General features: G+C 63.1%; 26 protein-coding genes. 8 read left to right on the forward strand and 18 right to left on the reverse strand.

What is annotated here, in order from left to right; translation table 11 throughout:
* Positions 1-9: 9 nt before the first annotated feature.
* Positions 10-1,338: an MFS transporter gene (locus OPV09_RS21580; protein WP_034752002.1), complete on the reverse strand. Its 1,329-nt coding sequence runs from the start codon at positions 1,336-1,338 to the stop codon at positions 10-12.
* A 195-nt stretch (positions 1,339-1,533) separates the two neighbouring features.
* Here OPV09_RS21580 and OPV09_RS21585 point away from each other — a divergent pair, with 195 nt between their 5' ends.
* A complete protein-coding gene (locus OPV09_RS21585) occupies positions 1,534-2,346 on the forward strand; it encodes a FadR/GntR family transcriptional regulator (RefSeq protein WP_338679344.1) in 813 nt (270 codons plus the stop codon).
* A gap of 6 nt (positions 2,347-2,352) precedes the next feature.
* On the opposite strand, the gene OPV09_RS21590 is transcribed toward OPV09_RS21585, so the two are convergent.
* On the reverse strand, positions 2,353-3,267 hold the full coding sequence (locus OPV09_RS21590; protein WP_338679345.1) for a LysR family transcriptional regulator: 915 nt from the start codon (positions 3,265-3,267) through the stop codon (positions 2,353-2,355).
* A gap of 113 nt (positions 3,268-3,380) precedes the next feature.
* On the opposite strand from OPV09_RS21590, the gene OPV09_RS21595 reads away from it, so the two are divergent.
* From OPV09_RS21595 to OPV09_RS21605, 3 genes are read left to right on the forward strand one after another with little or no spacing between them, the layout of a single operon-like run.
* Positions 3,381-4,472: a porin gene (locus OPV09_RS21595; protein ID WP_338679346.1), complete on the forward strand. Its 1,092-nt coding sequence runs from the start codon at positions 3,381-3,383 to the stop codon at positions 4,470-4,472.
* A 17-nt stretch (positions 4,473-4,489) separates the two neighbouring features.
* Positions 4,490-5,305 (forward strand): substrate-binding domain-containing protein, encoded by an 816-nt coding sequence (locus OPV09_RS21600; protein ID WP_338679347.1) that lies wholly within the window; start codon positions 4,490-4,492, stop codon positions 5,303-5,305.
* Between the two features lie 35 nt (positions 5,306-5,340).
* A complete protein-coding gene (locus tag OPV09_RS21605) occupies positions 5,341-6,675 on the forward strand; it encodes an MFS transporter (protein ID WP_338679348.1) in 1,335 nt (444 codons plus the stop codon).
* 2 nt (positions 6,676-6,677) lie between these two features.
* Here OPV09_RS21605 and OPV09_RS21610 read toward each other — a convergent pair whose 3' ends face one another.
* Entirely contained in the window at positions 6,678-7,304 is a 627-nt protein-coding gene (locus OPV09_RS21610; RefSeq protein ID WP_338679349.1) for a flavin reductase family protein, read from the reverse strand.
* Positions 7,305-7,501: 197 nt separating this feature from the next.
* Here OPV09_RS21610 and OPV09_RS21615 point away from each other — a divergent pair, with 197 nt between their 5' ends.
* From OPV09_RS21615 to OPV09_RS21630, 4 genes are all read left to right on the forward strand, one after another.
* A complete protein-coding gene (locus OPV09_RS21615; RefSeq protein WP_166449140.1) occupies positions 7,502-8,563 on the forward strand; it encodes an AI-2E family transporter in 1,062 nt (353 codons plus the stop codon).
* 275 nt (positions 8,564-8,838) lie between these two features.
* The gene (locus tag OPV09_RS21620; RefSeq protein WP_152546463.1) at positions 8,839-9,297 is read left to right on the forward strand and encodes a hypothetical protein; all 459 of its coding nucleotides are present in this window, start codon (positions 8,839-8,841) and stop codon (positions 9,295-9,297) included.
* Positions 9,298-9,358: 61 nt separating this feature from the next.
* Positions 9,359-10,792: a hypothetical protein gene (locus OPV09_RS21625; RefSeq protein WP_338679350.1), complete on the forward strand. Its 1,434-nt coding sequence runs from the start codon at positions 9,359-9,361 to the stop codon at positions 10,790-10,792.
* Between the two features lie 115 nt (positions 10,793-10,907).
* Positions 10,908-11,567 carry a glutathione S-transferase family protein gene (locus OPV09_RS21630; protein WP_338679351.1) on the forward strand — a complete coding sequence of 220 codons (660 nt, stop codon included), beginning with the start codon at positions 10,908-10,910 and terminating at the stop codon, positions 11,565-11,567.
* Positions 11,568-11,573: 6 nt separating this feature from the next.
* Here the strand turns inward: OPV09_RS21630 and OPV09_RS21635 are convergent, their stop codons facing one another.
* The 15 genes from OPV09_RS21635 to ispG all read right to left on the reverse strand — a co-directional run bounded on the left by OPV09_RS21635 (position 11,574) and on the right by ispG (position 26,729).
* A complete protein-coding gene (locus tag OPV09_RS21635) occupies positions 11,574-11,879 on the reverse strand; it encodes an NIPSNAP family protein (protein ID WP_034752016.1) in 306 nt (101 codons plus the stop codon).
* Positions 11,876-12,802, reverse strand: coding sequence for a hypothetical protein (locus OPV09_RS21640; protein WP_338679352.1), 927 nt, complete (start codon positions 12,800-12,802; stop codon positions 11,876-11,878). The genes OPV09_RS21635 and OPV09_RS21640 overlap by 4 nt, the downstream gene beginning before the upstream one ends.
* The gene (locus OPV09_RS21645) at positions 12,799-13,308 is read right to left on the reverse strand and encodes a GNAT family N-acetyltransferase (RefSeq protein WP_338679353.1); all 510 of its coding nucleotides are present in this window, start codon (positions 13,306-13,308) and stop codon (positions 12,799-12,801) included. The genes OPV09_RS21640 and OPV09_RS21645 overlap by 4 nt, the downstream gene beginning before the upstream one ends.
* Positions 13,309-13,373: 65 nt before the next feature.
* The gene (locus OPV09_RS21650; protein ID WP_034752020.1) at positions 13,374-13,919 is read right to left on the reverse strand and encodes a phosphoribosyltransferase; all 546 of its coding nucleotides are present in this window, start codon (positions 13,917-13,919) and stop codon (positions 13,374-13,376) included.
* 66 nt (positions 13,920-13,985) lie between these two features.
* Positions 13,986-15,299 (reverse strand): adenylosuccinate synthase, encoded by a 1,314-nt coding sequence (locus tag OPV09_RS21655; RefSeq protein ID WP_034752021.1) that lies wholly within the window; start codon positions 15,297-15,299, stop codon positions 13,986-13,988.
* A gap of 3 nt (positions 15,300-15,302) precedes the next feature.
* Complete coding sequence (locus OPV09_RS21660; protein ID WP_034752022.1) at positions 15,303-16,463, reverse strand: ATP phosphoribosyltransferase regulatory subunit; 1,161 nt, start codon at positions 16,461-16,463, stop codon at positions 15,303-15,305.
* A gap of 269 nt (positions 16,464-16,732) precedes the next feature.
* Positions 16,733-17,620, reverse strand: coding sequence for a protease modulator HflC (hflC, locus tag OPV09_RS21665; RefSeq protein ID WP_034752023.1), 888 nt, complete (start codon positions 17,618-17,620; stop codon positions 16,733-16,735).
* Entirely contained in the window at positions 17,620-18,912 is a 1,293-nt protein-coding gene (gene hflK / locus OPV09_RS21670) for an FtsH protease activity modulator HflK (protein ID WP_034752025.1), read from the reverse strand. The genes hflC and hflK overlap by 1 nt, the downstream gene beginning before the upstream one ends.
* A gap of 2 nt (positions 18,913-18,914) precedes the next feature.
* Positions 18,915-20,138: a GTPase HflX gene (hflX, locus tag OPV09_RS21675; RefSeq protein ID WP_034752026.1), complete on the reverse strand. Its 1,224-nt coding sequence runs from the start codon at positions 20,136-20,138 to the stop codon at positions 18,915-18,917.
* 114 nt (positions 20,139-20,252) lie between these two features.
* Positions 20,253-20,489, reverse strand: coding sequence for an RNA chaperone Hfq (gene hfq / locus OPV09_RS21680; RefSeq protein ID WP_008450615.1), 237 nt, complete (start codon positions 20,487-20,489; stop codon positions 20,253-20,255).
* 241 nt (positions 20,490-20,730) lie between these two features.
* Positions 20,731-22,077, reverse strand: a complete 1,347-nt coding sequence (der, locus tag OPV09_RS21685) for a ribosome biogenesis GTPase Der (protein WP_034752028.1) — start codon at positions 22,075-22,077, stop codon at positions 20,731-20,733.
* 4 nt (positions 22,078-22,081) lie between these two features.
* The gene (gene bamB / locus OPV09_RS21690) at positions 22,082-23,227 is read right to left on the reverse strand and encodes an outer membrane protein assembly factor BamB (protein WP_331778047.1); all 1,146 of its coding nucleotides are present in this window, start codon (positions 23,225-23,227) and stop codon (positions 22,082-22,084) included.
* Positions 23,228-23,312: 85 nt separating this feature from the next.
* Complete coding sequence (locus tag OPV09_RS21695) at positions 23,313-23,981, reverse strand: YfgM family protein (RefSeq protein ID WP_034752031.1); 669 nt, start codon at positions 23,979-23,981, stop codon at positions 23,313-23,315.
* Positions 23,982-24,035: 54 nt separating this feature from the next.
* Positions 24,036-25,397 carry a histidine--tRNA ligase gene (gene hisS / locus OPV09_RS21700; RefSeq protein WP_070301526.1) on the reverse strand — a complete coding sequence of 454 codons (1,362 nt, stop codon included), beginning with the start codon at positions 25,395-25,397 and terminating at the stop codon, positions 24,036-24,038.
* Between the two features lie 57 nt (positions 25,398-25,454).
* A complete protein-coding gene (ispG, locus tag OPV09_RS21705) occupies positions 25,455-26,729 on the reverse strand; it encodes a flavodoxin-dependent (E)-4-hydroxy-3-methylbut-2-enyl-diphosphate synthase (protein WP_070301527.1) in 1,275 nt (424 codons plus the stop codon).
* Positions 26,730-26,750 lie beyond the last annotated feature (21 nt).

Here is a 26,750-nt window from a genome sequence, read left to right on the forward strand (position 1 = left end):
ACTCCAGTTTTATTTGTTCACCAACTTGGCCGGCACGCGCATGATGATGATGGCGCCGATCACCAGGATGCCGGCCAGCAGGTAGATGGCGATGTCGGTCGACTGCGTCAGGTCCTTGATGGAACCGATCATGTACGGCGCCGCGAAGCCGGCCAGGTTGCCCACCGAGTTGATGGCGGCGATGCCGGCGGCGGCCGAGACGCCGCCCAGGAAAGCCGTCGGCAGGCTCCAGAACATCGGCGAGGCAGCCAGGATGCCGCCGGCGGCGATCGTCAGGAAGAAGATGGCCCAGCCCGTGTTGTGGGCGCCGGCCAGCGCACTGCAGACGATGGCGGCGGCACCGACCACCAGCGGGATGGCCATGTGCCAGCGGCGTTCGCGGTATTTGTCCGAGCTGCGGCCCAGCAAAATCATCGACGCCACGGCCACCGAGTACGGGATCGCCGTGAACAGGCCGATATTGAGCACGCCCGTCACGCCGGCCGCCTTGATCAGGCTGGGCAGCCAGAAGGTCAGCGAATACTGGCCCATCACGCAGCAGAAATAAATCAGGGCCATGACCCAGATGCGCGGGTCGGCGAACATGGCGCGGATCGACGGGTGCGATACCTTGCCCTGCGCTTCCGTGGCGATGCGCTGTTCGAGGATGACTTTTTCGTCTTCCGTCAGCCACTTCGCGGCGCGGATGCTGTTATCGAGGTAGAACAGCACGGCCACGCCCATCAGCGCGGCGGGAATCGCTTCGAGCACGAACATCCACTGCCAGCCCGCATAGCCGTGCCAGCCGGCGAAAGTTTCCATGATCCAGCCCGACAGGGGGCCGCCGATCAGGCCCGCCACGGGAATGGCGGCCATGAAGGTGCACACCATGCGCGCACGGCGCTCGGACGGATACCAGTAGGTCAAATACAGGATGATGCCGGGGAAGAAGCCCGCCTCGGCGATACCGAGCAGGAAGCGCATGACGTAGAACTGGGTCGGCGTCGTGACGAACATGAAGGCGCCCGAGATGACGGCCCACGTGATCATGATGCGGGCGATCCACACGCGCGCGCCGATCTTGTGCAGCATCACGTTGCTGGGCACTTCGAACAGGAAGTAGCCGAGGAAGAACACGCCCGCGCCCAGGCCGTATACGGTTTCGGAAAACTGCAGATCGGCCAGCATTTGCAGCTTGGCGAAGCCCACGTTCACACGGTCGAGGTAAGCGACGATGTAGCACAGCATGAGGAAGGGAATGATGCGCCAGGTCACCTTGCGGTAGACGGCGTCGTCGATGGTTTTCTGGCTCGCGGCGGCGCCGGCCGGCTGCCCGGGCAATGCTTGTGATACGTCCATGCTTGTCTCCTGATCGCTGGGGGATCGACCGTGCCCGGTTTTTATGGTCCACCGGAGGTGGCTGGCAACTTGTCTAAAATTTGTATGGATGTATATTATGTGTGTGTTTTGTGTGTGTCAAGCTGTATATTCCATATAATGGCAAGCAGGCAAGCAGGCAAGCCCCATGAGAACCGCTAGCACAAGGATGCACCGATGGACCGCACGTTCCGCTTTACCCTTCCCCCGCCGGAGCCCGCCGCAGGCAGTTTCACCACCGGCACCCTGGGTGCGCGGGTGGCGGCACGGCTGCGCCAGCAAATCCACAACGATGGCCTGGCCGGCGGCACGCGTTTGCCGTCGGAGCAGGCGATGGCCAGCCACTTCGGCGTGAGCCGCACGGTGCTGCGCGAAGCCATCGCCCTGCTGCAGGCCGACGGCATCCTCGTTACGCGCAAGGGCAGCGGCACCTTCGTGTGCGCGCAAGATGGCGCGAAGACGGGCGAACGGGGCGACGCGCTGACGGAGCAGTCCGTGCAATCGCTGCTGAACCTGATCGAGGTGCGGCAAGGGCTGGAGGCGGAAATCGCCGCGCTGGCGGCCGTGCGGCGCACGCCGGGCCAGCTGGCCGACATCGAGCATGCGTTGCACCGGATCGAGGAAGCCGTGGCGGCCGGCGTCGACGGCGTGGAAGAAGACGTACGCCTGCACCTGTCGATCGCTGAAGCGACGGGCAACCCCTATTGGCCGAAATTCGTTGCCATGTTTGCCGACCCGATCCGCTCGGCCGTGAAGGTGACGCGCGCGAATGAAGCGCGGCGCACGGACTTTTCCATCGAAGTGCGGCGCGAACATGAAAAGATCGTCCAGGCGATTGCCGATGGCGACCCGCAACGGGCGCGCCAGGCGGCCATGGAACACATGCAGCACGCGGCCGAACGCGTGCGCCTGGCCGACCGCGAATTCTGGCGCGGCGACGGCGGCGCGCTGGCGCGTACACTGGGGCGCGATCCCATCATGCAAAAATAAGACCGTTCATCCCCTCCGCCCCTGCTTGCCTATGCTCGCGCTCATCATGTCGAACAGGGTGCGCGACGCAGGCGGCATCGCATGCTGATGCCGGCTGATCAGGCCCAGTGTCCGTTTCACGGCGGGATTGACGAGCGGCACGCCGACCACCGTGCCCTGCCGCTCCGGCAAAATCGACAGCCCTGGCACCGCCGCCACGCCCAAGCCCGACTCCACCAGCGCCAAGATGCCTGACACGTGGTTGATCTCGCACGAGATCCACGGATGCTTTTCCACGCCCGCCAGCGCCGCATCGAGCACGCTGCGGTTGCCGCTCGACTTGGCCACCGAGATATAGCGTTCATCGACGGTATCCTTCCAGCTCAGCTTTTTGCGCCTGGCCAGCCGGTGGTCGTGCCGCATCGCCAGCACGTAGGTTTCGACATAGATGGGCTGGAAATGGATCTCCGGATTTTCCGCGCCTGTAAAACTGATGCCGAAATCCGCCTCGCCCGTCAGCACGAGGTTGAGCACGTCCTGCGCGCTTTCATCATGCACGCGCACGCGGATCTTCGGAAACTGCGCGCTGAAGCGCTTGAGCACGTCCGGCAGGAAGTGCCACACGGCCGATGGCACGCAGGCGAACGTCACCGTCCCGGTGCGGTGCGCGGCCAGGTCGGCGACACCGAGCACGGCATCCTCGAGGCCATTGAGCGCATCGCGCACGTTCACCAGAAACACCTGCCCCACATTCGTCAGCTGCACGCGCCGGGTGGTGCGTTCGAACAGCTTGACGCCCAGCGCATCCTCGAGTTTTTCAATGCGGCGGCTCAGTGCCGGCTGCGACAGGAACAGGTCGGCCGCGGCCTGGCGAAAGCTGTTGCGCTCCGCCACGGCCACGAAGGCCTGCAAATCATGAAGTTCGTAATTGATGCGCTGCATGCATGAATCCCCGGAAAAATTGCAATTATCAAATTATGCCATTTCAACGATGATGGGGCCTTAATGCTGAGCCTCGCCAAGAAGGCATCACCCCAAAAAAAGATGGAGACACCATGCGACATTGTTCCACTTTCGCGCTGTTGTTCGCGGCCAGCGGCACCTGCCTGGCCCAGAGCGGCGCGGTTTTGTATGGCATTGCGGATGCCGGCATCCGCTATGGTAAAGGCTTGAACGCCGCCAATGCGCCCACGCCCGGCGGCACCACGCCCGCCGTCAGCAGCGGCATCAACAACACGAGCCGCTGGGGCCTGCGCGGCCAGGAAGACCTCGGCGGCGGCTGGCAGGCGCTGTACCGCCTCGAGGGCGGCCTGAATCTGGACACGGGCAGCGCGGCCAAATCCGACAAGCTGTTCGACCGGCAAGCGTGGGTGGGCCTGAAGTCGCCGCTGGGCTCCGTGACCCTGGGGCGCCAGGCGACCTTGCTGGCCGACGCCATCGCACCGGTGGACCCGCTGGGCATCCGCTACGCCTCGTTCAATCCGAACGTGAACATCACGGGCTTGAGCAATACGGCTTTTGGCCGCCACTCGTTCGGCCAGCAATACGGCAGCAGCGGCTATGCCGATAACTTCTACCGGCTCGACAACATGGTGAAAGCCAGCGCCAGCCTCGGGCCGGTGGTGGCGCGCGCCGCCTACTCGTTCGGCGAGGTGGCGGGCGCCACGTCGCCATTATCGACCTGGGGCGGCGCCCTGACGTACCAGCAGGCGGGGCTGGCCGTGTCCGGGGCGGCGATGCGCTTTCGCAATCGCGACAACCGCAGCCTCGACGCCGCCACCGTGGGTGCCGCTTACAAGGTGGATGCCTGGCAGTTCAAGGCCAACCTGGGCGTCAACCGCGCCGACGTGGGCGCCGGCAAGTCGGTCCGACAAGGCGTGATATCGGCCGGCGTGGGACGGCAATTGGCGCCGGACGTGCTGCTCACAACCGCCTACTACAAGGTACGGCGCAGCGCCACGGGCCACGTCGACGACGGCTTCCAGCGCGCTTTCGCCTACCTGGAAAAAACGCTCTCGCCGCGCTCCACCCTGTATCTCGAATCGGACTACACCACGTGGCAAGGCGATGCGGCCGGCGTCACGGGAACGCGGGCCAACGACCGCAAAGGCATGGGCTTGACGCTCGGCCTCATGCATAAATTTTAACGACAGGAGAAACAACCATGCTTCAACAGACCCTCGTGCGGCGCTCCGCCCCCCTACTGGCCGGCTTCATGCTGCTCGCCGCCGGCGCGGCCCATGCCGCCGACATCCGCGTGGTCAGCTCGGGCGGTTTCGCCCAGGCCTACAAAAATCTGGCGCCCGCCTACGAGCGCGCCAGCGGCGACCATCTGGTTTCCGAATGGGGACCGTCGATGGGGACGACCAAGAATGCGATCCCGGCGCGCCTGGCGCGCGGCGAGCCGATCGACGTCGTCATCATGGTGGGCGACGCGCTCGACAAGCTGATGCAGGAAGGCCGCCTGGTCCCCGGCAGCAAGGTGGTGCTGGCCAATTCGCCGATTGCCTGCGCCGTGCGGCGCGGCGCGGCCAAGCCCGACATCAGCACCACCGAGGGCTTGCGCAGCGCTTTCCTGAAGGCGGACAAGGTCGCCTATTCGGACAGCGCCAGCGGCGTCTACATCGAGACGCAGCTGATGAACAAGTTGCAGATTTCGGAGCAGATGCAAGGCAAGGCCGCAAAAATTCCCGCCACCCCCGTCGGCGAAATCATCGCCCATGGCCAGGCCGATTTCGGCTGCCAGCAGCGCAGCGAGCTGCTGCCGGTCGAGGGCATCGATATCGTCGGCCTGCTGCCGCCGGAAGTGCAAAAGATGACGCAGTTTTCGGCGGCGCTGGCCCCGGGCGGCAAACAGCCTGAAGCGGGCCGCGCCCTGCTGCGCTTCCTCGCCTCCCCTGACAACGCCGGCGTGATCGAGGCGACCGGTCTGGAACCGGCGGCGGCGGCGGCGCCGGCGCCAACGCCAGCAATGCACTAGGCGTGCGTCACTCATCTTTCATCAATAGGTAAATCATGGACATTCCCTCCACCGCCGCACCCATCGCCAAGGCCGCAACGCCGCGCGCGCAAGTGCGTCCGCCCTCCCGCATCGCCACCGTCATCCGGGTGACGAGCGGGAACTTCATCGAAATGTACGATTTTTTCCTGTTCGGCTTTTACGCCACGTACATTGCCAAGGCCTTCTTCCCGGCCACCAGCGAATACGCGGCCCTGATGATGACGTTCGCTACCTTCGGCGCGGGGTTTTTCATGCGGCCGCTGGGCGCCATCATCCTCGGCAGCTATATCGACCGCATCGGCCGCCGCAAGGGCCTGGTGCTGACCCTGGCCATCATGGCTTCCGGCACGGCGCTGATCGCCTTCGTGCCCGGCTATGCCACCATCGGATTGCTGGCGCCGTTCCTCGTGCTGATCGGGCGTTTGCTGCAAGGCTTTTCCGCCGGCGTGGAACTGGGGGGCGTGTCCGTCTACCTGTCCGAAATGGCGACACCCGGCAACAAGGGATATTACGTCAGCTGGCAATCGGCCAGCCAGCAGGTGGCCATCATCTTTTCCGCCGCGCTCGGCTACTATCTCAACGAAACCTTGAGCAAGGAATTCATCGCGGACTGGGGCTGGCGCATCCCGTTCTTCATCGGCTGCTCCATCATCCCCGTGGTGTTCTACATCCGCCGTTCGCTGCAGGAGACGGAGGCCTACCTGACGCGCAAGTCGCATCCCACGTTCCGGCAAATGCTGGGGACGATCGCCCTCAACTGGCCGCTGGTGGTCACCGGAACGATGCTGATCGTGCTGACGACGGTCGCGTTCTACCTGATCACCGTCTACACGCCGACCTTCGGCAAGAACGTACTCAAGCTGAGCACCGAGGAAAGCCTGCTCGTCACCTTGTGCATCGGCCTGTCGAACTTCATCTGGCTGCCCGTCATGGGGGCGCTGTCCGACCGCATCGGCCGCTGGCCCATCATGGCCGTGTGCTCGGCGCTGACGGTGCTGACCGCGTATCCGGCCCTGTCGTGGCTGGTCGCCCATCCCAGTTTCGACCACATGCTGATGGTGGAGCTGTGGCTGTCCTTCCTGTACGGCAGCTACAACGGGGCCACCATCGTCGCGCTGACGGAAATCATCCCGGCCAGCGTCAGGACCACGGGCTTTTCGCTGGCCTACAGCCTGGCCACGGCGCTGTTCGGCGGCATGACGCCGCTGGTGTCGACCCTGCTGATCGAGAGCACCGGCGACAAGGCGGCGCCAGGCTACTGGATGGCCGGCGCCGGCGCCATCAGCCTGGTGGCGACGTGGCTGATCTATCGCGGCATCGTCAGGGAGCGCCATCCGCTCCCTGCATGATGTTACGGCCAGGCGGGCCGGCGCATGTGGAACAGGCTGTCCGGCCCGATCTCGAAATAATCGGCCGGACCGCCGCCGCGCAAGATCGGCGCGGCGGCCGCCGTGTCGTACACGCCATCGTTGAGCAGGTGGCGCGCGATGTGCACGCCCACCACTTCCCCCAGCACCAGCCAGCTGCCGACACCGTCGCCATTGACGCCTTGCAGCTCGATGATCTGCGTGCGCCGGCATTCGAAGGAGACGGGACTTTCCGCCACGCGCGGCACATTGACGATGCGCGAGGCGGCCGGCGTCAGGCCGGCCAGCGCGAATTCATCGACTTCGGGCGGCGCCGGTGCGCAGCTGGTATTCATCGCGTCGGCCAGTGGGCGCGTGGCCAGGTTCCACACGAATTCGCCCGTCTGTTCGATATTGCGCAGGGTATCCTTGCGGCCGATACTGGAAAAACCGATCAGCGGCGGATGGTAATTGAAGGCGTTGAAAAAGCTGTACGGCGCCAGATTGAGCACGCCCTCGCTGCTGTGCGAAGCGATCCAGCCGATGGGCCGCGGCCCCACGATGGCATTGAAAGGGTCATGCGGCAAGCCATGGCCCTGTGCAGGTTCATAAAAGTGAATATTGTCGGCCACGCGCGTTCCTGAAGTCAAAGTCAACAGCGCCCGGGATGGAACGCCTGGAGCGACAGCTTACTGGAATTGCCGCCACCGCGCTGTCAGACCGCCGGCGCCAGGTGCGCTCGCGCACGCATCGAGACAATTGTATGGCGCGCCGCACCATGCCTCGCTTATGATGGGACAACTCAACCCTTATCATTCCGCTACCGCCCATGCCTACCCTCACGCTGCACCAGAAAGTGTTCCTGCTCCTCCTGAGCATCGTCACCATCGGCTTCGGCTGGATACTGGCGCCGTATGCGGGCGCCATCTTCTGGGGCGTCATCCTGGCGATCCTGTTCGCGCCCGTGTACCGCTGGCTGCTGCTGAAAACTCGGGGCCGCGCCGGCCTGGCGTCGCTGCTGACCTTGCTGCTGATTATCGTCATCGTCATCCTGCCGCTGTCGCTCATTTCCGTATCGCTCGTGAACCAGGCGGCCAGCGTCGTGGAAATGGTGCGTTCGGGCGAAATCACGGTTGCCATGTTCTTCAATAAAATCATGGCGGTGCTGCCGCAATGGCTGATCAACTTGCTCGACCGTTTCAACCTGACCAGCCTGGCCAGCCTGCAGGACAAGCTGGCCGAGGGCGCCACGCAGGTGAGCCAGGTGGTGGCGGTGAAAGCCATCAACGTGGGCCTGTACACCTTCGAATTTCTCACCAGCCTGTGCATCATGCTGTACCTGCTGTTTTTCCTCATGCGCGATGGCTCGACCCTGTCGGCCCGCATCAAGGGTGCCGTGCCGCTGAGCCGCAAGTACAAGCAGCGCCTGTTCACCAATTTCACCACCGTGATCCGTGCCACGGTGAAAGGCAACATCCTCGTGGCGATCGCCCAAGGCGCCCTCGGCGGCCTGGCGTTCTGGTTCCTCGACGTGCCGGCACCCCTGCTGTGGGCCGTGCTGATGGCCTTCCTGTCGCTGCTGCCGGCCGTCGGCGCCGCCCTCGTCTGGGCGCCCGTGGCCGTCTACTTCCTGGCCACGGGCGCCATCTGGCAAGGCGCGGGCCTGGCCGCCTTCGGCGTCTTCGTCATCGGCCTGGTCGACAACGTGCTGCGCCCTATCCTGGTGGGCAAGGACACCAAGATGCCCGACTACGTGGTGCTGCTGTCGACCGTGGGCGGCATGGCCCTGTTTGGCCTGAACGGCTTTGTCATCGGCCCCGTGGTCGCGGCCCTGTTCATCGCCTCGTGGGACCTGTTCGTCTCGGCCAGCGAGTTCCAGGCCGAGGATTGAGGCGCCGTCCCAGCCTGCAAAAATAAACCATCCGGAACCCGGCCTGCGGGCGGCGCCACTTGCGCTTCCAGAATCAGGCAAGAACCGCCTGGCGGCAGAGTGTCCGCCGGCGCCGGCCAGCCTCGGCAACTATCCACATGAGACCACATTTCATAGCAACTATCATGTTGCAATAGTATACATTTAGCAACAAATGCAAAAATATAGTTTTTGACGCAGCAGGAGCCGCGGCGTAGTGTCGGTCGTCCCGACAACCACGTAATGAGGAGCCTTCCATGGCAAATCCACTGTGCTTAATGATGCCGGTACTACCCGGCACCAATCCGATCTCCATCGCCGCAGCATTGCAGGAATACCAGACGAAGATCAATACCGCCCTCACCAACATCGGTACCGTGCACTTTGCCCGCTTCGTCCTGTTTGACCGCTCGCAGGCCAATCTCTTGCCCAACATTGGCAAGACGGGCACTTCCGATACCCTGATCATCGGCGTCATCACCGAGTATGACGGCAGCTTCAACGGCTACATCGAGGATTTCGTGGCCCAGCTGGGCGAAGTATTCGACGCGCTGCTGCAGTTTGTCGTGGGCGGCAAGGCGCTGATGCCCGTTGCCGACCATGTGGCCGCATTCGAAGCCTTCATCACCGCCAACGACGCCGCGCAGCACGTGCCCAACACGGGCCTGTATAACGCCTATCCGCAGACCGTCCAGCAAATCCTCGCTTCCGTCTAAAGAAAACGCCACGCCGGGGCTGCGCAAGCGGCCCCATCACCCCAGCCCCCGGAGAAACAGCATGGCCGATCCCACCATCGATTACGACGACGTGCAAGGCACGATCCTGCGCGGCTACCGCGTCAACCTGGCGCGCCATTTCATCTTCAGCATCACGGATGCGGCGCAGGCGCGGCGCACTATCGCGGCCCTGCTCGACGGCAGCGACGGGCTGCCGTCCATTACCACCGCGCGCCATATCCACCCCAAGCCGCCCTGCTTCCTGAACCTCAGCTTTACCGCTCCCGGCCTGTCGGCTCTGGGGATAACCGCGGCCGAGCTGGCCACCTTTGACCAGGCATTTCAACGGGGTGCGGCCGATCCGGCCAGCGTCGCCGCCGTGGGCGACGTGGGCGATAGCGCCCCCGAACACTGGCTCGGCAACCTGGGGCCGGCCACCACAGCCGGCCAGGTGCATGCGATGCTGAGCCTGTGGGTCAGCGAATCGGAGGAAGTGCTGCAGGCAACGTCGGCCAAGCTGCGCGGCGCCTTTGCCGCCGGCTGGCGTGAACTGTATGCGCACGACGGCGTGGCCCTGCCAGGCAACCGCGTGCATTTCGGCTACCGCGACAACATCGCCCAGCCGGACGTCGACGGCGCCCCGCCGCGCAAGCACGAACGCGCATACGACCCGGACCCGCTCAACAGCGTCAAGACGGGCGAATTCCTGCTCGGCTATCCGAATGAAAACGGCGGCACCTACCAGGTGCAGCCGCCGCAACTGTCCACCAATGGCAGCTATGCCGCCTTCCGCATCCTGGAGCAGGACGTACCCCTGTTCGACAGTATTCTGAGCCAGGGCGCGGCCAGCTCCGGACTCAGTACCGAGATGGTGGCCGCCAAGATGTGCGGGCGCTGGCGCAACGGCAATCCGCTCGTGCTCGCGCCGGACGAACCGGGGCCCGTGCTGCCGAAAGCCAGCCTGAACCGCTTTCACTATGTCGATGCGCAGCCGGAACTGGACGACACGCTGGGCCTGAAATGCCCGGTCGGCGCGCATATCCGGCGCAACAATCCGCGCGACGAAGGCGTCGTGGGCACCTCGGCCCGCCACCACCGCATCGTGCGGCGCGCCATGCCCTACGGCAGCGAATACGATCCGGTGACATCCATCGCAGAGCAGCGGGGATTGGTCGGCTATTTCATCAACGCCAACCTGCGCAATCAGTTCGAATTCCTGATGCAGCAATGGAACGATGACGCTACCTTCGTCAAATCGGCCGTCGGCCCGGCCGGTCCCGAGGCGGGCAATGCCACGCTCAACATCAGCGGCCAGGACGTGTTCCTGGGAATCAACGCCCCGAGCGTCAGCTCCTTCACCTTGCCCGGCGTGGGCGCCAAGGGCAGCGGCAATACGAAACTGCAGCATTTTTCGCGCAGCGTCATCACGCGCGGCGGCGTGTATTGCTTCTTCCCCAGCATCACGGGATTGCGCTACCTGGCAAACCTGAGTTAGGCGGCGGGCGGGCAACAGATGCAAGCGGAACGGCCCGGACCGCTTGCATTGATCCTGTCATTGCACTATCGTTGCCACACGCGCGTGTTGCCAACCTTGCACAGGAGATTCCACCGTGTCGCTGATCCTCTACGGCCATCCCTTTTCCTCGTACACGCAAAAGGTGCTCGTCGCCCTGTACGAAAACGCCATACCGTTCGATTTCCGCTGCCTGGCGCCGGACATGCAGCAACACTTGCGGCAATGGCTGGAGCGCTGGCCGCTGCGCAAATTCCCGCTGCTGGTGGACGGCGAGCGCAACGTCGCCGAGACCAGCATCATCATCGAATACCTGCAACTGGCTCATCCGGGTCCCCTGCGCCTACTGCCGGACGACGCCATGCAGGCGCTGGACGTGCGTTTTCTCGACCGCTATTTCGACCTGCACGTCATGACACCTGTGCAGCATGCCGTCGGCGCCGCCTTGAGCGGCGACGCGGCGAAGACCGAGGAAGGCCGCGCGTTCGCAGGCGACAAGCTGGACCTCGCCTACGCCTGGCTGGAAACCCATCTGGCCGGCAAGACGTGGGCCGCCGGCGACCACTTTACGCTGGCCGACTGCGCCGCCGCGCCCTCGCTGTTCTATGCGGACTGGACGCAGCCGATTCCCGCGGCGCTGCCCCTGCTGCACGCCTACCGCGCGCGCCTGCTGGCCCGCCCGTCGTTCGCCCGCGCGGTCGAAGAGGCGCGACCGTACCGCCACCTCTTCCCACTGGGCGCGCCGCAGCGCGATTGACCCTGTTCAGGCAAACACGGGACGGAAGAAACTGCGCTCATAGCTGACGATGCAGCGCGTCTCTTCCGCATAGCGGAAGGCGGCCTGGCATTCGGCGTCCTGCATCGAGTCGCTGCGGTACTGCTCGTACAAGGCCAGGCTGGGAAACGAGAACATGGCCAGCGCCACGTTGCTGGCGCCTTCGGACGGCAAAAAGTAGCCGTGGTGCTGGCCGCCGAAGCGTTCGACCAGCGGTATCCACAGCTTGCCGTAGGCTTCGAATTCCCGCAATTTGTATGGGTCGATGATGTAACGCAGGTAGCAGGTGATCATGGGGTTTCCTTGTGAACGTTCAGATCCATCAGCATGCCAGACTCCCAGGAACCGATGGCGGCCAATGGCGAGCCAGGCAAAAAGTCCAGTGCGCAGGGATACGTAAAATCTTCCTGCGCCACGACGCCGAGCCCCGGCCAGGCATAGAACAGCAGCTTGCCCTTGCCGATGCGTCCCAGCGCGCTGCCGTCGGGCAGCCAGCGCAGGGCGTCGCCCGTGCCGCCGCCCGCTTCCACGGGCGCCGTGGCCAGACAGCGGCCATCGTCCATCGCATGCACCGATAAGAATTCCTCGCTGCCTGCGTAATGCAGCACGGCCAGACGCGCGCCATCGGGCGATGGTGCGCACGACGCCAGCTTGGGCAGCGACAGCACCACGCGCCCGCCTCCCGCTTGCAATGGCCAGTCCCACACGCTGCAGTAGTCGGGCGGCTGCACCTGCCCTTCCTCCACCGACTTGACGCCATGCAGGACCAGCAAACGCCGCCCGCCATCGATGGACCAGACACCGCGCAGCATCTCGCCCGGGTGCTCGTGCATGAACAGCAGGTCGCCCGTCTGCGCATCGCGCACGCGCAGGCGTCCATCCCAGCCGCCATCGACAAGATACCGGCCGCACGGCGACCACGCGGGGCCGCAGCCTTCGCCATCTTTTTTGTTCTGGAAGTTCACGAGCAACTGGCCCGCCTGCGCATCCACCACGGCCATCTGGCCCGTCGTGCTCTTGATGGCCAGCCGGCCGCCATCGGGCGAAAAGGCCATGCTGGAACAGTGGGCGATGAACTTGCCGCGCCACAGTTTCTGGCGTGCCGCCACGTCCCACAGGACCAGGTCGCGCCCCAGCACGGCCAGGCGCGTGCCATCGGGCGAAAACCGCACGCCGTAGGCGCAGCCCAGCGTCAAGGACTTCGGCCTTGCCGTCATGGGCGCGCCAGGCGGTACACGACGCTATCGATATCGTAATGGCGTTCCATGCCCACGTATTGCATGCCCAGCCGCGTCATGACCTTGATCGAGGCGGCATTGTCCGGGTGCGCCACGGCCACCACTTCGGGCGCGCCGACGACGTTGAACGCATGCGCGACGATGGCGGCCGCCGCTTCGCTGGCATAGCCCTGGCCCCAGCCCGTGCGGGCCAGACGCCAGCCGATTTCGTGCGGCTTGCTCTTGTCGCCATCGAGATGCTGCAGGCAGGCCATGCCCACCATCTCGCCATCATCGAGGCGTATCAGCGCCCACCACGAATAGCCCCACTCGGCCCAGCGGCCCGTGACGCGCTTGACGGCGGCGCGCGTGTCCTCTTCCTTTTCGGGCTGGCCCGCGTTCAGGTAGGTCATCACCTCGGGATCGGTGTTGAGCGTGCGCATGCGCTCGTAGTGGTTTTCCGTAATCGGTTCCAGGCGCAGGCGCGCCGTCGTCAGTATGGTCATCGCATTTCCTTGGACGAAAAAAAAGACGATACACGATCGTCTTTTTTTTGCAAGCGCGCACGCAATTACTTGCCTGCTTCGCCCTTCTTGATCCACGCCGCCAGCTGGTGCGGACGCAGGCCGTCGTAGTCTTCGAATGGCTGGTGGATCCACGGATTGTGCGGCAATTCGTCGAGGAAGTAGTCGGGACGCACGACGGAGCAGCCCTTCAGCCAGATCACGGCCGATTTGACTTCGGTCACGTCAGGGAAGTTTTCCTTCAGGTGACGCGTGACCTTGTCCAGGGTGACGCCCGAATCGGCCAGGTCGTCGACCAGCAGGATGCGGCCGGCCAGCGGGCCCTTGGTCATGGTCATGTACTTGGCGATATCGAGGTCGCCGCGCACCGTGCCCGCGTCTTCGCGGTAGGAGCTGGTCGACAGGATAGCCAGTGGCAAATCAAAAATGCGCGAGAATACGTCGCCGGGACGCACGCCACCGCGCGCCAGGCACAATACCTGGTCGAATTTCCAGCCCGATTCGTAGACCTTGAGCGCCAGGCGCTCGATCAGGCGGTGGTATTCTTCCCAGTTGACCCAAAGGTGTTGATCGTTCGATTGTGGGGTAGTCATGATAGTGGAATCTTATTATTAGCGTGATTAAAAAAATCCGCCTTGCGGCGGATTGTGTCCAGCAGCTTATTCGAATGGGTGACGCAGCACGATCGTTTCTTCACGATCCGGACCGGTCGAAACCATGTCCACCGGTACGCCAACCAGTTCTTCGATGCGCTTGATGTAAGCGCGCGCCGTTGCCGGCAGCGCCGCCAGCGACTTCGCGCCGACCGTGCTTTCCGTCCAGCCTGGCATCTCTTCGTACACCGGCACGCAACGGGCGGCTTCTTCGGCGCCCGATGGGAAGATGTCCGTGGCTACGCCGTCGATGGTGTAGCCGGTGCACAGTTTCAGCGTTTCGATACCATCCAGCACGTCCAGCTTGGTCAGGCACATGCCCGTCACGCCGTTGATCTGCACGGAGCGGCGCAGCAAGGCGGCGTCGAACCAGCCGCAGCGGCGGGCGCGGCCCGTCACGGTGCCGAATTCATGGCCGACTTGCGCCAGGTGGTGGCCGACGCCCGCATCCGTTGGCAGTTCCGAAGGGAACGGGCCGGAACCGACGCGCGTCGTGTAGGCCTTGGTGATGCCCATGATGTAGTGCAGCATGCCAGGACCGACACCCGAACCGGCGGCGGCATTGCCGGCCACGCAGTTCGACGAGGTGACGAACGGGTAGGTGCCGTGGTCGACGTCGAGCAGGGAACCCTGCGCGCCTTCGAACAGCAGATTCGCGCCGGCCTTGTGCGCCTTGTACAGCGCGCTCGACACGTCGGTGACCATCGGACGCAGACGCGGCACATAGGCCAGCGCGTCGTCGAGTGTCTTCTGATAGTCGACTTTCGGCGCCTTCAGGTAGTTTTCCAGCACGAAGTTGTGGTAATCGAGGTTTTCCGCCAGCTTTTCGGCAAAGCGCTTCTCGTTCAGCAGGTCGGCGATACGGATCGCGCGGCGCGCCACTTTGTCTTCGTAGGCCGGGCCGATGCCCTTGCCGGTGGTGCCGATCTTCGCATCGCCACGCTTGGCTTCACGCGCCAGGTCGATCGCGGTGTGGTAAGGCAGGATCACGGGCGCCGCGTCCGACACTTTCAGGCGCGAGGCGACTTCGACGCCGACCGCTTCGAGCTTGTCGATTTCGCGCAGCACGTCCGGCACGGAAACGACCACGCCGTTACCGATGTAGCAGGCGACGCCTGGACGCATGATGCCCGACGGGATCAGCTGCAGCGCGGTTTTGACGCCGCCGATGACCAGCGTGTGGCCTGCATTGTGGCCGCCCTGGAAGCGCACCACACCTTGGGCGTGATCGGTCAACCAATCGACGATCTTGCCTTTACCTTCATCGCCCCATTGGGTGCCGATGACAACGACGTTCTTTGCCATAATTTTCTTTGACATCACTTAACCTAAGTTTTTAAGAATCCAGCTACTACCATTATCGGCAAGTACCAGCACGCGATCGCACTCGAACTCGTCTTGTTCATTACTGTGACCCGGCATACTCTGGATCACGACCTCGCCCGCCTTGCGCAACTCGGCGATTTTTTCCTTCAATTCTGGCGCACTGCCCCACGGCGCGCGGATCGAATGCTTCCGTTCCGCGGTCGGCAACAGGCGCGCCAGTTCGCGCAAATCGAGCGAGAAGCCGGTCGCGGGACGTGCCCGGCCGAACGCTTCGCCGACGTGGTCATAACGGCCGCCGCGCGCAACCGCGTTCGGCAAGCCAGGTACATACAGCGCAAACATCGCGCCACTTTCATATTGGTAGCCGCGCAGGTCGGCCAGGTCGATCGCCACTTCGGCGCGGCCCAGGGCAGATCCTGCCAGCGCGGCCAGTTCGGCCAGCGCCTTCAACACGCCCGGCAACGGCGGCAGCACTTCGCGCGCACGCGCCAGCACGTCGATGTCGCCATACAGGTTCGGCAAGGCCAGCAGCGCATCGCGCGTGACGGCATCGTAGGATGCCGTCAGGGCGCGCAGGCCCGGCGCATCTTTCGCGCGCAGCAAGGCGTACAGCGCAGCTTCGTCGCGCTCGGCGGCGGCGTCTTGCGCAATGATAGCGCGCAACAGGCCGACGTGCGACAAATCCAGGCGGACGCTATCGAAACCGGCCAGTGCCAGCGAGGCAAGCGCCAGCTCCTGGATCTCGGCATCGGCTTCCAGGCCGGCGTGGCCATAGATTTCGGCGCCGATCTGCAGCGGTTCGCGGGTGGCGTGCAAACCCGACGGACGGGTATGCAGCACGCTGCCGGCGTAGCACAGGCGGGTGACGGTGGCACGGTTCAGCAGGTGGGCGTCGATGCGCGCCACTTGCGTCGTCATGTCGGCGCGCAGGCCGAGCATGCGGCCCGACAGCTGGTCGACCAGTTTGAACGTGCGCAGGTCGGTATCCTTGCCAGCGCCGGTCATCAGCGATTCCAGATACTCGAGCAGCGGCGGCATCACCAGTTCATATCCGTACAGACGGAAATTATCCAGCATGAGGCGGCGCAGCTCTTCGATCTTGCGCGCTTCCGACGGCAGAACATCGGCAATATTTTCGGGCAAAAGCCAATTCGGCATGAGGGAGCGAGATACGGAAGAAAGTTGAAAAAATGCATCATGCGAGGCAGCGGCGGGCGCGCCAGGCAAGAGGCCGAACCTGATATTTTACGCGAAAACACGGGCCTTTAGGGATAAGTTGTCCGAAACGCTGCCGCGCAGCCCTAAAAACAGGGAATTTTACGCCTTCCCGCAACAACCTGGCGGGCACAAAAAAACGGGGCCGGCATTGATGCCGGCCCCGCTGCTACTGCCCCGTCGTTGCGGACGGGGGCAGTCCCGATGCTGTCTTACTTCTTGGCCGAACCGGCTGCGCCGCCGCCCTTGAAGTACTTGAAGAATTCCGAACTCGGATCGACCACCATCACGTCGCCCTTGTCCTTGAACGTGGCGCGGTAGGCTTCCAGGCTGCGATAGAACTTGTAGAACTCCGGATTCTTGCCAAACGCTTCCGCATAGATCTGCGATGCCTTGGCATCGCCCTCGCCGCGGATCTTCTCGGCTTCGCGGTACGCTTCGGCCAGGATCACCGTGCGCTGCTTGTCGGCGTCGGCGCGGATCTTCTCGGAGTCGGCCGAACCGGTCGAACGCAGCTCGTTGGCCACGCGCACGCGCTCGGACTTCATGCGCTCGTACACGGAGTTGTTGATCTGCTCGACGTAGTCGACGCGTTTCAGGCGCACGTCGACGATTTCCACGCCGATGGCCTTCGCTTCCGCCGAGACCTTCGCCAGGATCGCTTCCATCACCTTGCCGCGCTGGCCCGAGATCACTTCGCGCACGGTGCGCTTTGTGATTTCATCGTTCAGCGCCGCCTTGACGATTTGCGACATGCGGTTGCGGGCCGGCTTTTCATCGCCGCCGAAGCTGCGGAAATACAGGCGCGGATCGGCGATGCGCCATTTCACGTACGCGTCGACAAGAATGTTTTTCTTCTCGGCCGTGATGAAGCGTTCCGGTTCCGGCGTATCCAAGGTCAGGATGCGCTTGTCCAGGTACAGCACGTTCTGGAACGGCGGCGGCAGCTTGAAGTACAGACCCGGCGTGCTGATGACTTCCTTGACTTCGCCGAGGGCGAAGACGACCGCATACTTACGCTGGTCGACCACGAACACGGTCGAGGACAAGAGCATGATCGCGATAAAGCCCGCGATCAGGGCGGCTACGATACGATTCATTAGCGGCTCTCCCGTTCACGCGAAGAGCGGCTGTCGCGGCGCTGATTGACTTCTACTGTCGGCATGGCTTCCTGTGGCAAAACGGTGTTGGCTGCGGGTGTCGCGGCAGCACGGGCGGCGGCAGCGGCAGCGTCGGTGGCCGCCGTCTGGGCGATCAGCTTGTCGAGCGGCAGGTACAGCAGATTGCTGCCCGTCTTCGCGTCGACCATGACCTTGCTGGCACTGCTGAACACTTGCTGCATCGTTTCCAGGTACATGCGGTCACGCGTGACAACCGGCGCCTTCTGGTACTCGACCAGCACCTGCTTGAAGCGCGAAGCATTACCTGCCGCGTTCTCGGTCACCATCGCGCTGTACGCTGCGGCTTCCTCCATCAGGCGGAAAGCGGCACCGCGGGCTTTTGGAATGACGTCGTTGGCGTAAGCCTGGCCTTCATTCTTCTGGCGTTCGCGGTCCTGGCCTGCCTTGACGGCGTCGTCGAAGGCGGCTTGCACCTGCTCCGGCGGCTGCACGGCCTGCATCGTCACGTTGGTGATGACGGCGCCGACCTTGTAGCGGTCGAGGATCTGCTGCATCAGCTGCTGCGTATCGTAGGCCACCTTTTCGCGGCCCTCGTACAGCACGAAGTCCATCTTGCTGCGGCCGACCACTTCGCGGATCGCCGTTTCGGCGACCTGGCGCAAGGTATCTTCCTGGTCGCGCGTGTTGAACAGCCACGCCACGGGATCTTTCAGGGTGTATTGCACCGCGAACTGGATGTCGATGATGTTTTCATCGTCCGTCAGCATCAGCGACTCGCTGGCCTGCTTGTTGCGCAGCGACTGGCGGTAACCCACTTCCACCGTACGCACCTGCGACACGTTGACGGTTTCGTCGGTCTGGAACGGGTACGGCCAGCGCCAGTTGAAACCGGCCGGCGTGGTGTGGCTGTACTTGCCGAACGTGAGCACGACGCCGTTCTGGCCCTCTTGCACGATGAAGGCGCCGCTGGCGAGCCAGATGAAGACGGCGATCACGCCGACCACGCCTGCGGTGATGCCGGCGCCCTTCATGTCTGGGCGCGGACCACCGCCACCGCCGTTGTTATTGCCGCCGTTGTCGGGACGGTTCTTCTGTCCGAAAAAGGCGTTCAGGCGCTGATTGAAATCGCGCCACAACTGATCGAGGTCCGGCGGACCTTCGCCGGGCTTTTTGCCTTCTTGGGCTTTCTTGCCGTCGTCCTTGCGATTGCCCCAGCGGGGATCGTTCAGGGACAACTTCAAGCCTGTTTTTTTGAGTAGGGAGACAAGCATAACTATCGTGTTCCGACTTGGGAGTGGGTGGAAATCCTATCGTCCTCGCCAGGCTCTTCGTCCTGGTCCGGGGCGGCGCCATCGTGCTGGTCGTACTGACCGTCAAACTGATCTTCCTGCGGTGCTTCGTCGTTCTGATACAGGTGGGCCGAACCGGGCGCCTTCCTGGCCATCTCGACGATCGCATCGCGCAGCAGGTCGAGCCCGCTGCCCTTCTGCGCACTGACGAACACGCGACTGATCGTAGCATATTCGTCGCGCTCCACCGAAGGCTCCAGCCCGGCCGCATCGATCTTGTTCCACACGAGGATTTGCGGAATATGATCGGCGCCGATCTCTTTCAAGACCAGGTTGACCTGCTCGATCTGCTCCATGCGCACCGGCGACGCGGCGTCGACGACGTGCAGCAGCAGATCGGCATGGATGGTTTCTTCGAGCGTGGCGCGGAATGCGGCCACCAGCTGATGCGGCAATTCGCGCACGAAGCCGACCGTGTCGGAGATCACCACGTTACCCACTTCCTGGCCCAGGTAAACCCGGCGCGAGGTGGTGTCGAGCGTGGCGAACAACTGGTCGGCGACGTACACGCCGGCCTTGGTCACGGCATTGAACAGGGTCGACTTGCCGGCATTGGTATAGCCGACCAGGGACACCGAGAATGTGTGATTGCGGCCGCGCGCGCGGCGCTGCGTTTCGCGCTGCTTGTGCAGCTTTTCCAGACGGGCGCGCAAGGCCTTGACGCGGTCGCCGATCAGCCGGCGGTCGGTCTCGAGCTGCGTCTCGCCGGGACCGCGCAAGCCGATACCGCCCTTTTGCCGCTCAAGGTGGGTCCAGCCGCGGATCAGGCGCGTGGCCAGATGCTGCAGCTGGGCCAACTCGACTTGCAGCTTGCCCTCGTGGCTCTTGGCGCGCTGCGCAAAGATGTCGAGGATCAGGCTGGTACGGTCGAGCACGCGCACATTCAGGCGCTTTTCCAGATTGCGCTGCTGGGCAGGCGAGAGGGCATGATTGAAGATGACGATTTCCAGGCCATCGTTGACGACGACGTCGCCAATTTCATCGGCCTTGCCGCTGCCGACGAAATATGCGGAATCGGGACTCGAACGCTTGGCCGTGATGGTGGAAATCGGGTCCGCGCCAGCAGAACGCGACAACAGCATGAGTTCCTCCATGCTGGCGGCGAAGTCGCTGTGACCGAAGTCAACTCCGACTAGTGCCGCGCGCATGATGGCATCTGATGAGTTGTGGCGGACGCCGACGCCGATGCAAACGCATCAGCGCCGCTGGCGCGGACGGGGGCGATGGACGGTGAAAGGCGCTGGGCCGTCAAGCTCAACGCTTTACTCCGCTTCAGATTCAATATTGAGATTGACGGCACGGGCCGGCACCACTGTCGAGATGGCATGCTTGTACACCATCTGTGTCACCGTATTGCGCAGCAATACGACATATTGATCGAACGATTCGATATGGCCCTGCAATTTAATGCCATTGACCAGGTAGATCGAGACAGGAACATGCTCTTTGCGTAATGCATTGAGGAATGGGTCTTGTAACAGTTGCCCTTTGTTGCTCATAACAGCTCCGTTGTTTATGTTGTTGTGTAAGAATTGGAGGCGACTCGCTTGATTTCAAGTGCTCTCACACCTTTCAAAGAAAGAAAGATGCGTCATAGCTACTGTAACCTGTTTTCGCGATCGCTGTCGCGCATGGCGCATTAACACTTTATTATTTTCGTGCAAACAGCCATTAAATGACTGTCGGCGCCGCATTATCTCCGCGGCGCCTTAATATGCACTTAATTCAGCATTTAAAACATTACTTGCTTGGCGTGCGTGCAAACGGGTTTTTACCCGTACGCAATTCAATGCGCAGCGGCGTGCCGACCAGGGCAAACGTATCGCGGAAATGTTTTTCCAGATAGCGTTTGTACGGGTCGCCAACGGCGTCGAGCGCATTGCCGTGAATAACGATCACAGGCGGGTTCATGCCGCCCTGGTGCGCATAGCGCAGCTTCGGACGGATCGAACCCTTGCGGCGCGGCTCCTGCTTTTCCACGGCCTCGATCAGGGCGCGCGTCAGCTTCGGCGTCGACAGGTCGCACATGGCGGCCGCATACGCGGCGTTGAGCGACTTCATCAGTGGACCGATGTTGGTGCCTTTCAGCGCGGAAATGAAATGCATCTGCGCGAACGACAGGAAATCGAGCTTGCGGTCGATATCGATCTTGATTTCATCGCGCTCGTGCGATTGCAAGCCATCCCATTTATTCACGGCCACGACCAGCGCGCGGCCCGATTCCAGGATGAAGCCGGCGATATGCGCGTCTTGCTCCGAGATATCCTGCTGCGCGTCGAGCATCAGCACGACCACGTTGGCTTCGGAAATCGACTGCAGCGTTTTCACGACAGAGAATTTCTCGATCGCTTCGAACACCTTGCCGCGGCGGCGGATACCGGCCGTGTCGATCAAGGTGTATTGCTGGCCATCGCGCTCGAACGGGATTTCGATCGAATCGCGCGTCGTGCCCGGCATGTCGAAGGCGATCACGCGCTCTTCGCCCAGCAGGGTATTGATCAAGGTCGACTTGCCCACGTTCGGACGGCCGACGAGGGCGATCTTGATGCCGCGGTCGGTCTTTTCCAGCTCTTCAGGCTCATCCGGACGCTGCGCGAACGCCAGGTCCAGCATCACTTCGACGAGGTCGTTGACGCCGTCGCCGTGCGCCGACGAGATCGCATACGGATCGCCCATGCCCAATTCATAGAATTCGGACACGACGGCCGTGTAGCGCATGCCTTCGCTTTTGTTGACCACCAGCAAGACCGGACGGCCGCTCTTGCGCAGGAAGTCGACGATGGTCTTGTCATGCGGGGTCAGGCCTTGACGGCCGTCCACGATGAATACCACCACGTCGGCCTCGGCCACGGCCTGCTTGGTCTGCAGTGCCATCTGGTGCATGATGCCTTCCTTGGCGACGGGTTCGAAACCACCCGTATCGATGACGAGGAAGGGACGTTCGCCGACACGGCCTTCGCCATAGTGACGATCGCGCGTCAACCCAGGCAAATCCGCCACCAGCGCGTCGCGCGAGCGGGTCAGACGATTGAATAAAGTCGATTTCCCAACATTGGGTCGACCTACTAGTGCAATTACCGGCTTCATTGTATTACTCGACCGCGAGAGCGGTCACTGTCCCTGATTGGGTTTGAAAAATCAAATTCGAACCGGCAACAACGGGAGCCGAAACAATCGGGCTACCGTCGGTGCTGACACGACCTATTAATGCACCATCTTCCCGTGACAGGAAGTGGATGTAACCTTGATAATCGCCAACGGCGACGCTGCGGCCGTAAGAGGCCGGCGTCGACAGGCGGCGGCGCGCCAGCGCGTCATTCTTCCAGGCGCTCTGGCCGCCTTCGCGGCTGAACGCCACGACGGCGCCCTGGTCATCGGCGGTGAACACGAAACGCTGGTCGACGGCCACGCCCACATCGGACGAGATCGGCTTGGTCCAGCGCGGCACGCCCGTGGCGGCATCGAAACAACCCGCCTTGCCCTGGTATGTGACAGCGCACACTTCGCCTTCGTACACCACCGGCGTGCCGGCGATGTCGGAGACGCGCTCCAGTTCGGTGGCGCCGCGCGGTTCGCTGACGACGACCTCCCAGCGTACCACACCGGTGGCCGCCGTCAGTGCCAGCAGCTTGCCGCCCGGCTGGGCCACGTAGATGTTCGCGCCGCCCAGCGCCATGCCCGGCGCATTGCGCAAGGTCAATGCCGGCGTGACGCGCTGCACCGTCCACTTGCGCTCGCCCGTCTTGGCGTCGAAGCCGACGATGCGGTTGTCCACGCTGCGCACCACGACCACGCCCTGTCCCACGACGGGCGCCGTCAATACTTCGCTGGACGCCTGCGCCTTCCACAGCTGCTTGCCATCGGCGTCAAACGCCAGCACGGCACCCTTGGCGGCGCCGACGGCCACGACCGTGCCATCGCTGCCGGGGCTCGACGTGATGTCGCTGCCGGCCTTGACGCGCCACGTTTCACGGCCGCTGGCCGCATCGAGGCGCGCCAGCGCGCCATCGGCGCTGACCACGTACAGGCTGCTGCCAGCCAGCGCAGGCGTAAACGCGTACACGCCAGCCTTGCCGATCGAATACTTCCAGGCGTCGCGCACGGCGATGCTCGATTTTAACTCGACCAGCTTGGCCGGCTCGGTTTTCGGATCTTTCGAGGCGAACGGGTTCCAGGACGAGCAACCGGCCATCAGGGCCAACAGACTTGCAGCTACCAGCTTTTCAGTGACACGCATAAGTGTTATCCAACCTTTTTCTTGTACTTGTAAGGGCAAGGCGGGCGGCGCACAACGCCACCCGGCCCCGCCATCAGTGTTCCTGTCAGGCGGCGGCCTTGTCAGCCTTGGCCTTGTCTTCCGGTACCGTACCACCGATCGCTTCCAGTTTGACCTGGATCAGCTGACGGCCTGGATTGTTTTTGTCCGTCGCGGCCAGAGCGGCCAGGTAAGCCGTGCGGGCATCGGCCAGCTTGTTTTGCGCCACCAGGATGTCGCCCTTGCGGTCGGCCACGGCACCGGCAAATTGCGCCACGGAAGCCGTTGCCAGCACTTTCAGCGCTTCATCGTAGGCTTTTTCATCCAGCAGGACACCGGCCAGGCGCAGCTTGGCGATGGCCTTGTACTCTTCCGTGCCATGCTCGGCCACCCACTGCAGCTGGGTCTTGGCCGTTTTCAGGTCGTTCGCGTCGAACGCCACCTTGGCCGCGGCCAGGGCGCTCATCTGCGCATACGCCGTGCCGCTGAAACGCGATTGCATGTCGCCGGCCGCGCGCATCACCTTGGCCGTGTCCTTGGCGGCGATGGCGTTCTGCAGTTCGTCGTACAGCTGGCCCGCTTGCGCAGCCTGCGTGCGCTGGTAGTACTGCCAGCCAGCCCAGCCGCTGTAGCCTGCCAGCGCCACGATCAGGACCCAGGAGGTCAGATTGCCATTGCGCTGCCACCAGGCTTTGAGGGTTGCCAGTTGTTCTTGTTCTTCGTGATCGTATGCCATGGGTCGTCAGTTTTAATGAGTAGTTGATCGAGGGTAGAACGGTCTTGCGTCAAATCAGTGGTGATGATGCACGTGGCCGCCAGGACCGTGGTCATGGCCGCAATCGTGGTCGCCGATGATCTGGTCTACCACGTAATCGACGACATCGTCGAACGGCACCGTGTTCTGCTGTGCGCCCGCATCGGCTTCGCGCATGGCTTTCACCGTCGCGACATGGTTGGCGATTTCATCGTCGCCCATGATCACGGCAAATGCCGCACCGCTGGCGTCCGCCTTTTTCATTTGCGTCTTGAAGCTGCCGCCACCGTTGCTCGCTGCGCAATGTAGCACAACGTCCAGGCCGGCATCGCGAATCCGCTCGGCCAGCACGAACGCTTGCAAGCCTGCCTGCTCGCCCTGGTGCACCAGGTAGACGTCGCACTGGGCCGGCTGCTCCGGCTCGGCCGCGTCCTTCATCAGCAGCACCAGGCGTTCGACGCCCATGCCGAAACCGACGGCGGGCGTCGATTTGCCGCCAAACATTTCCACCATGCCGTCATAGCGGCCGCCGGCGCAGACCGTGCCTTGCGCGCCCAGCTTGTCGCTGACCCACTCGAACACCGTGCGGTTGTAGTAATCGAGGCCGCGCACCAGGCGTGGATTGATGATGAATGGAATATTGTTGTGGTTCAGAATCTTCTGCACGCCGTGGAAATGGGCCAGCGATTCCTCGCCCAGGTACTCGAGCAGCTTCGGCGCGCCATTGACCAGATCCTGCATGGCAGGATTCTTGGTATCCAAAATGCGCAGCGGGTTGCTGTGCAGGCGGCGCTTGGCTTCTTCGTCGAGCAGCTCGCTGTGGCTTTCCAGGTAGGCGATCAGGTCGGCGCGGTGGCGCAGGCGCTCGGCCGCGTCGCCGATCGAGTTCAGTTCCAGGCGGATGCCTTCCAGGCCCAGGTCATCCCACAGGCGGCGCGTCATCATGATCAGCTCGGCGTCGATGTCCGGGCCCGTGAAGCCGATGGCTTCCGCGCCGAACTGGTGGAACTGGCGGTAGCGGCCCTTTTGCGGACGCTCGTGGCGGAACATCTGGCCCTTGTACCACAGGCGTTTCGGGCCTTCGTAGACGAGGTTGTGCTCGACAACGGCGCGCACCACGCCGGCCGTGCCTTCAGGACGCAGGGTCAGGTTGTCGCCGTTCATCGAATCGGTGAACGAATACATTTCCTTTTCCACGATATCGGTCACGGCGCCGATGGCGCGCGCGAACAATTTCGTTTCTTCCACGATCGGCGTGCGGATCTGCTGGAAGCCATAGCTTTGCAGTACGGATTGCGCCGTGTTTTCAAACAATTCCCACAGCGGGGCGTCAGCTGGCAGGATATCGTTCATGCCTTTGACGGCGGTGATTTTGTCGAGCTTTTTATTTTCGGACATAGTGTTCTTCTTTGCTTTAACTTGATTGCCGGATGACGCGCACAGCGCTAATCCGACCTACGCCGTTGCCGTAGCGGCGGCGCCGTAATGGCTTTTAACATAATTGAGGACGATGTCCTGGAATTCCTCGACGATGCGTTCGCCGCGCAGGGTGACGACTTTTTCACCGTCGACAAACACGGGCGCGGCAGGCGACTCGCCCGTGCCGGGCAGGCTGATGCCGATGTTCGCATGCTTCGATTCGCCGGGACCGTTGACGATGCAGCCCATGACGGCCACGTTCATCGCTTCCACGCCCGGATACGATTTCTTCCACTCCGGCATCTGCTCGCGCAGATACGTCTGGATGTTGTCGGCCAGCTCCTGGAAGGTGGTCGACGTCGTGCGGCCGCAACCAGGACAGGCGATGACCATGGGCGCGAACTTGCGCAAGCCCATGGTTTGCAAAATTTCCTGGCCGACGATGACTTCACGCGTGCGGTCGCCGCCCGGTTCGGGCGTGAGCGAAATGCGGATGGTGTCGCCGATGCCTTCCTGCAGCAGCACGGCCAGGGCCGCCGTCGAGGCGACGATGCCCTTGCTGCCCATGCCCGCTTCCGTCAGGCCCAGGTGCAGCGGATAGTCGCAGCGCTGCGCCAGTTCGCGGTACACGGCGATCAGGTCCTGCACGCCAGAGACCTTGCACGACAGGATGATCTTGTCGCGCGCCAGGCCCAGCTCTTCGGCGCGCACGGCGTTTTCAATCGCCGACGTCACCAGCGCTTCGTACATGACGGCTTGCGCCGGCCACGGTTCGGCGCGGCCGGCGTTTTCATCCATGATACGTGCCAGCAAGGCTTGATCGAGGCTGCCCCAGTTCACGCCGATGCGCACCGGCTTGTCGTAGCGGCAAGCCGCTTCGATCATTTGCGCAAATTGCGTGTCGCGCTTGGCGCCCTTGCCCACGTTGCCCGGATTGATGCGGTACTTCGACAGCGCGCGCGCGCAATCGGGGTAGTCGTTGAGCAGGGTATGGCCGTTATAGTGGAAATCGCCGACCAGCGGCACGTCGATATCCATCTTGTCGAGCTGCTCGCGGATGTAGGGCACGGCCGCAGCCGCTTCCGGACGGTCCACCGTCAGGCGCACCAGTTCCGAACCGGCACGCGCCAGTTCCTTGATCTGGATCGCCGTGCCGATGGCGTCGGCCGTATCCGTGTTCGTCATCGACTGCACCACCACGGGGGCGTCGCCGCCCACCCAGATCTGGCGCTGGCCGTGCGCGATCAGCACCTTGCGGCTGTCGCGCCGGCCGGATGGACCGGAGCCGATCGCTGTTTTCGAGGTAGCCATAATATTATCTTCTGAGTTTGC

Origin of the sequence: Janthinobacterium sp. TB1-E2 (assembly GCF_036885605.1) — a bacterium.
Taxonomy (GTDB): domain Bacteria; phylum Pseudomonadota; class Gammaproteobacteria; order Burkholderiales; family Burkholderiaceae_D; genus Janthinobacterium; species Janthinobacterium aestuarii.